3 protein-coding genes are annotated in these 7,651 nt (G+C 34.6%); 1 reads left to right on the plus strand and 2 read right to left on the minus strand.

From position 1 onward, the window contains the following. Window positions 1-598: 598 nt before the first annotated feature. Window positions 599-1,528: a LysR family transcriptional regulator gene (locus ACNQGO_RS15160; RefSeq protein ID WP_417985789.1), complete on the plus strand. Its 930-nt coding sequence runs from the start codon at window positions 599-601 to the stop codon at window positions 1,526-1,528. 78 nt (window positions 1,529-1,606) lie between these two features. Here ACNQGO_RS15160 and purL read toward each other — a convergent pair whose 3' ends face one another. Further along, window positions 1,607-5,308 (minus strand): phosphoribosylformylglycinamidine synthase, encoded by a 3,702-nt coding sequence (gene purL, locus ACNQGO_RS15165; protein WP_417985790.1) that lies wholly within the window; start codon window positions 5,306-5,308, stop codon window positions 1,607-1,609. Between the two features lie 91 nt (window positions 5,309-5,399). Next, window positions 5,400-7,241, minus strand: a complete 1,842-nt coding sequence (locus tag ACNQGO_RS15170; protein ID WP_417985791.1) for an endonuclease — start codon at window positions 7,239-7,241, stop codon at window positions 5,400-5,402. Window positions 7,242-7,651: the final 410 nt, after the last annotated feature.

The raw sequence follows: 7,651 nt of genomic DNA on the forward strand, positions 1-7,651 counted from the left end.
TAAAAGCATTTAGATCTCAATTCAGAGGAGTTAGAAATATAGAATTCTTCCTTTTTAGACTAACTAATATTTATGCTTAATTTTTGCTTCCCCACAGGTTTTGGGATTGATCCATTATAATGTGGTTAAAGTTTTGAAATACGAATGGGAATAAATTCTGGTTTTGAAGTTTCTTTGGTTGGTTTTAACCAAAAATTCGTCTTCGAAGCACCGCAAAAAAATAAATGAAGGTAGTAAGTAATTATTTAAAAAACCATTTATAGGTTTGAATTTACTTTTTGAAATATAAAAAAGAATTACTCGCTTAACTGAATAGAGTTTTCAGTTAAGCGAATGTAATAAACTTCTCCATGCAAAATATTTATCTTGATATTTGGTTACTAATTCAAAATATTAGAAAAGTAATGATAGAGAGCTCATTTCATCGCACACCCAGTGCGGTAGTTCTGTTAATTTTAGTTATTTACTTAAAAAAATAAATATAATTATACAATATTAAATTTACTTAAAAATAATATTAAAAAATTAACAGTAAAGATAGTTTATCTTCTTTGTTGTTTTTTATTTACATTTGTAATAGTTATCATTAAATTAATCTATGAACTATACTTTACATCAGCTTCAGATATTTTTAAAAGTTTTTAAAACACAGAGTGTCACTAAGGCCTCAGAGGAACTTCACTTAACGCAACCCGCTGTCTCTATTCAACTTAAAAATTTCCAGGATCAATTTGATATTCCGTTAACTGAAGTGGTTGGTAGAAGATTGTATGTAACTGAGTTTGGAATTGAAATTGCTGAGGTTGCTCAAAACATAATCGATCAGGTAGAGACTATCAATTTCAAAACCATGGCCTATAAGGGGCAATTAACAGGACGATTAAAAGTATCTATTGTTTCAACTGGCAAATATGTAATGCCATATTTTCTAGCCGATTTTATGAAAGTAAATTCTGGAATAGAATTGCAAATGGATGTTACCAATAAGAGTCGTGTAATTAGTAGTTTGGAGAAAAATGAAATTGACTTTGCACTAGTATCGGTATTGCCTGCTTCTTTAAATATTGAAAAATTAGATTTATTGCAAAACAAATTGTTTTTGGTTGCAAACAGCAAAATTGATTCTAAAAGGCTTGAAAATTCAAAAGACATATTTACAGAAATACCACTTATTTATAGAGAGAAGGGTTCTGGAACACGCCAGATGATGGAAAATTTCATTGAAAGAAACACTGTTTTAATTCGAAAAAAAATGGAGTTAACCTCAAACGAAGCTGTTAAACAGGCAGTTATTGCAGGTTTAGGATGTTCTATTATGCCGTTAATAGGAATAAAAAATGAACTCTTAAACAAGGAATTACAAATCATTCCGTTTAAAGGTTTGCCAATTAAAACTACTTGGAGTTTGATATGGCTCAAAGGGAAAAAACACTCTCCTGCAGCTGGTGCACTATTAGACTATATTAAAAAAGAAAAAAGTAATATTGTAAAAGAAAAATTCAACTGGTCTGAAGATACTAATTTTTAATATCGTTGTGCATATGTTATTTTAATTATGTAAAAAAAAGCGCTCACTTTCGAAAGCGCTTTACATATTATAATTAAATTAATTTTTCTCAACCCATTTTCTAGCATTTACAAAAGCTTCATGCCAAGGCGAAACTTCGTCATTCCTATCTTTTGGATAATTTGCCCAGTTCCATTGAAAAGTAGAACGCTCAATATGCGGCATCATCACTAAATGGCGACCAGATTTGTCACATAGCATAGCCGCATTAAAATCAGAACCATTAGGATTTGCTGGATAACTATTGTAAGCATATTTAGAAACGATAGTATAATTTTCTTCTGGCTCAGGTAAATTGAACTTTCCTTCACCGTGCGAAACCCATACACCTAAAGTGCTTCCCGCTAAGGTAGATAACATTACCGAATTGTTTTCTTGAACCGTTACTGATGTAAAAATGCTTTCGTGTTTTTGACTGTCGTTGTGCAACATTTTTCCATGAACTTTATGTTCTGGATTGATTAATTCCAATTCCATAAACAACTGGCAACCATTACAAATTCCAACCGAAATCGTATCTTCTCTTTTAAAGAAATTCTTCAAAGCTGTATTTGCTTTTTCATTATATTTAAATGCTCCAGCCCATCCTTTGGCAGAGCCTAAAACATCAGAGTTAGAGAAACCTCCAACGGCTCCAATGAACTGAATGTCTTCCAGGGTTTCGCGACCGGAAATTAAATCGGTCATGTGAACGTCTTTAACATCAAAACCAGCCAAATACATAGCATTTGCCATTTCACGTTCCGAATTACTTCCTTTTTCACGAATAATTGCCGCTTTTGGTCTATCTCCCATCTCCTTTGGAGAGGGGCTGGGGGTGAGGATTCCGTCAAAATGAGATGGGAAAGTAAACGTTAACGGTTGATTAGCAAAATTTTCATAACGCTCCAACGATTTTCCGTTTTTAGTTTGTTTTTGATCTAATAAGAAGGAAGTTTCAAACCAAATTTCTCTATATTTTTTTGAAGAAAATTCAAAGGAATCTTCATGATTTACAATAGAAATAGTATCCGAATTCGTAACTGTTCCAATATTGAAAATTTCAACTCCTTTGGCTTTAAATATTGTTTCTACTTCTGCATCCGCTTGGAAAACAACCGCAATATTTTCTGAAAACAATAATTTAGTAGAATCGTTTTCATTGATAGCAGTTAAGTCGAAATTCGCACCTAAATTCACATCTGCAAAACACATTTCTAATAAAGTAGTTAGTAAACCACCACTTCCAATATCATGACCGGCTTTGATTTTTCTATCTTTAATTAAATCTTGTAACGTATTAAATGCTTTTTTGAAGAAAGCTGCATTTTTAATTGTAGGCGTTTCATTACCTATTTTATTTTGTGTTTGATTGAATGACGAACCTCCCAATTTAAACGCATCTTGAGATAAGTTTAAGTAGTAAATATTTCCGCCATTATGTTGTAAAACTGGTTCTATAACTTTCGTAATATTTGAACAATTTCCAGCAGCTGAAATAATAACTGTTCCTGGAGCAATTACTTCATCATTCGGATATTTTTGTTTCATCGAAAGCGAATCTTTTCCTGTTGGAATATTGATTCCTAATTCGATAGCAAAATCAGAACAACCTTTTACAGCATCGTATAAACGCGCATCTTCACCTTCGTTTTTACAAGCCCACATCCAGTTTGCCGATAAAGAAACAGAATCTAATCCATCTTTCAATGGTGCCCAAACTAAGTTAGAAAGCGATTCTGCAATTGCATTTCGACTTCCAGCAACTGGATCAATTAAAGCTGAAATAGGAGCGTGGCCAATGGATGTTGCAATTCCTTCTTTTCCTTTGAAGTCTAAAGCCATTACACCCACATTATTCAAAGGCAATTGTAACGGTCCAGCACATTGTTGTTTGGCCACTTTTCCACCTACACAACGGTCGACTTTATTGGTTAACCAATCTTTACAAGCAACAGCTTCTAATTGTAAAACTTGCTCTAAATACGTTGGAATTTCTTTTGAGTTATATTCTGAATTACTATAATTTCTAGCAATTGTTTTGTCATTCATAATGGTTTTTGGTGAACTTCCGAAAAAGTCTTCCAAAGCGTAATCCATAGGTTTTAAACCTGTAGTTTTCGATTCGAATGTAAATCTATGATCATTAGTAACCACGCCCACTTCATACATTGGAGAACGTTCTCTATCGGCTATTCTTTGTAAGATGTCGATATCTTTCTCACCAATCACTAATCCCATTCTTTCTTGAGATTCGTTCCCTATGATTTCTTTGGCAGAAAGTGTAGGATCTCCAACTGGCAATTTATCTAAATCGATTAATCCTCCTGTTTCTTCAACTAATTCAGATAAACAATTCAAATGTCCACCTGCACCATGATCGTGAATGGAAACAATTGGGTTGTAATCACTTTCCACTAAACCGCGAATGGCATTAGCGGCACGTTTTTGCATTTCTGGATTAGAACGTTGGATCGCATTTAATTCAATTCCAGAACCAAAAGCTCCTGTATCTGCAGATGAAACGGCAGCTCCACCCATTCCAATTCTATAATTCTCTCCACCAAGAATCACAATTTTATCACCTTCTTGTGGTTTCTTTTTAATAGCTTGATCTAATTTTCCGTACCCAATTCCACCTGCTTGCATGATTACTTTGTCATAACCTAACTTACGGTTTTTTAATTCCCCTTCTTTGGAGGGGTTTGGGGTGGTTTCTTCGTGTTCGAAAGTTAAAACCGAACCTGTAATTAACGGTTGACCGAATTTATTTCCGAAATCTGAAGCTCCATTTGAAGCTTTAATCAAAATATCCATTGGTGTTTGGTACAACCAAGGACGTTCTGCCATCGCTTCTTCGTGCTTACGATTGTTGGTCAATCTAGAATAAGAAGTCATGTAAACCGCAGTTCCAGCTAAAGGTAACGAACCTTGTCCACCTGCTAATCGGTCACGAATTTCACCTCCAGAACCGGTTGCAGCTCCGTTGAAAGGCTCAACTGTTGTTGGGAAATTGTGTGTTTCTGCTTTTAATGACAATACCGATTCAAATTCTTTTTCTTCGTAAAAATCTGGTTTGTCAGCACTTTTTGGTGCGAATTGTGTGACTTTCGGACCTTTAACAAAAGCTACGTTGTCTTTATAAGCTGAAACAATATCTCTAGGATTTTGTTCCGATGTTTTTTTGATTAATTTGAATAATGAAGTTGGTTTTTCTTCGCCATCTACTACAAAAGTTCCATTAAAAATTTTATGGCGACAGTGTTCAGAATTGGCTTGTGAGAAAGCAAAAATTTCAGAATCCGTAAGTTTTCTGCTTAATTTGGTTGCCAAATTATCTAAGTATTCAACTTCTTCTAAACTTAAAGCTAAACCTTCTTGTTTGTTATAGGCATCAATATCATCAATTTCTAAAATAGCTTCAGGTTCAATATTTATGGTAAATATGTCTTGATGTAATTCCAAATATTTTTGAAGTAACATCGGATCAAAATCAGTAAAATTTTCTGTTACTTTTTGAAACTCTTCAATTCTAATAATTCCAGAAACCCCCATGTTTTGAGTAATTTCTACTGCGTTAGTGCTCCATGGTGTAACCATAGCGGCACGAGGTCCAACAAAAAAATCCGTGAGTACGGATTTTTCTAGAATATGTGCGTCGGCAAAAAGCCAATTGAGTTTTGAAATGTCTTGAGCTGAGATTTCGTTTTGCGTTTGTACTGCAAAAACGGTTTTACTTTGGTTTTCAAAGAAATGAATCATTGTTGTGTAGTTTGTTGTATTGCGGTGCGAATTTAATCAATTTTGATTACATTTTAAGCAAAAAAAAAGCGGCAATTTGCCGCTTTTTAATTTAGTTGATTATTAATTTCTTTATGCCTGATTCCTGATTGGTACTGATGCGAACCAAGTAGGTTCCTCGAGCAATATTTGGAATTGTAATTTCAGATTTGGTAGTGTTTTCTGCACTGAAAATTTTCTGACCTATTATGGAGTAAACTTCGATAGAATACATTTGGTTCGAATTATTGATAGTAAAAGTTCCATTGGATGGATTTGGATAAATAACAATGGCATCAAGAGCAACATCAAGAGTAGTTTTTGGCTCCTTTGCCACCACACGACTTCCTAAGTTATTACAAGTGTCTAATGCAAAGACATCCCATTGAGTAGCTTTGTTAAAAGTAGTTGAAGGCGCCGTTACAGTCGCTTTTCTGCGGATGGTTTCATCAATTGAGAAGTTTGCAGTTCCGCCATTGAATGTACCAATGATATCAATCAGAATTCCGTTTTTGAACAGACCCACGGCATCATTTCCATTAAATGCCATTTCGGTAGCAGATGTAGAAAGATTGGCAGCGCTAGTAGCATAACAGGAAGAGGACATTAGACTATTTACGATAGTGAATTTACTACCAGAACTCAAGGTTCCAGATAAAGATAAGCCTGCGCTCCACGCTCCAGCGCCATTGCTTTGTTTTTTGATGCTGTAGATGGATAAGTTGACTGCTACACCAGTTGCATTTGAAATTTCTAACGCTTTATTATTTGAAGAACCTTCTATATACTCCGAAAATAATAAATCAGTTGCGGTGTTGTTCGAATTAGTAACTACAGTCAAAGAATTACTCGTTGCAGATAAATTTCCTGCTGCATCTTTTGCTCGCACAGTAAAGGTATAGCTAGTGGCTGCTGTCAAGCTACCCACAACAGTGTTCAAAGTGGTAACCGTTGTTCTTAAAACACCATTTACATATACATTATAGCCTATTACGCCTACGTTATCAGTAGATGCATTCCATGCAAGTGTTACTGATGTTGTCGTTTTAGCTGTTGATGTTAGCGATGTTGGTGTACTAGGAACCGTAGTGTCGGTTGTTCCACCTCCTGTAGTTCCGCTCCAAATAGCGTTTACATAAGATGGATTGTCAATAAAAGGATTTCTATTTCCTTGTCGTGCATAAATAGCATTATTTCTCTCAATTTCTCTTGCACTCACAGGGTCATTGGCATGCCATGAAAGTAACAAATTTAAAAATGCGGTCGTGAATACTTGGTTGCTGCTACCATTAAACATGGCAAAAGGATAGCCAGCTACCGTATTTTCATAACGTGTAGCAAAATAAAAATACATACGGGCTAAATCGCCTTTAAAAGCCGGCGCTGGTTCAAAAACAGTTCCAGTGTATCCAGAAACAGCACTTGTGCCTAACTTACTTCCGTTTAAAGTTGTTATTGATGCCGTTGCTACGTTACCATGTGGAAAACTAGAGCGTATGCCGTTTACTTTTCCATCAGTTGGCGGAATAAAATGTGCATCAGATACCATTGGTGCTGCAGAATTAAAAGTAGATTGTGGAATTACGTGCTCTCTATTGTAGCAATCGCCCTCAACTGAATAAGTACCACATTGTTCTGTTGTAAGAATAAAAGTGTATGGATCGGCTCCGTTTTGATTCTCAGAATACAGATCGAAAATAGTGTTATCATTTTCATTTTGATGGTCCCTATCCGATGTAGCATAGGTAGTCCAGAGTCCAGCATACCCTTGATCAGTATGCCCTTTTATTACATTGTATAGTTGGGTTTTTAAAGTGTATCCGGTTCCCGTTGCTGTACCGTAATAGCCGCTCGGTGCTTGTGCTGATGCAACAGATAAGAATAAGAATAATAATGCAGAGTAAATTTTTTTCATTGTTTAAAGTTGTTATGGTTTTTGTAGTTAACTTCAATATTTAAAAACTTGACTCTCAAGTTTAAAAAAATAAAGTCGCGCAAATTTATAACTTTAAAGCTGTTTCATGTTAAGAAATTGTAAAGGTATTTAAGAATTTTTTAACAAAACTATTAACATTTCAGCTATCATAAGCGAAGTCTTACTTAAATAGAATGAATTCTAATTTTAAACGCTGTAGCAGCATATTTTGGATTACTATTATTTAAAAATACTGCAGCAATTTTCTAATTAGGGAATAAAAAAAAGCGGCTATTTTAGACTGAACCCAAAAGTTTGGACAAATTTATAATTAATTTTGATAATAATGAGCTCGATATTGTATCGGGCTCATTTTGTTTAAATTAGACTTACTTCTGTCATTATTATAA

Source organism: Flavobacterium frigidum (assembly GCF_048286735.1).
GTDB lineage: Bacteria > Bacteroidota > Bacteroidia > Flavobacteriales > Flavobacteriaceae > Flavobacterium.

Bases quoted from the DNA above. Each gene is read 5' to 3' on its own strand.
- purL (WP_417985790.1), bottom strand. From the start codon at position 5,308: ATGATTCATTTCTTTGAAAACCAAAGTAAAACCGTTTTTGCAGTACAA.
- ACNQGO_RS15170 (WP_417985791.1), bottom strand. From the start codon at position 7,241: ATGAAAAAAATTTACTCTGCATTATTATTCTTATTCTTATCTGTTGCA.
- ACNQGO_RS15160 (WP_417985789.1), top strand. From the start codon at position 599: ATGAACTATACTTTACATCAGCTTCAGATATTTTTAAAAGTTTTTAAA.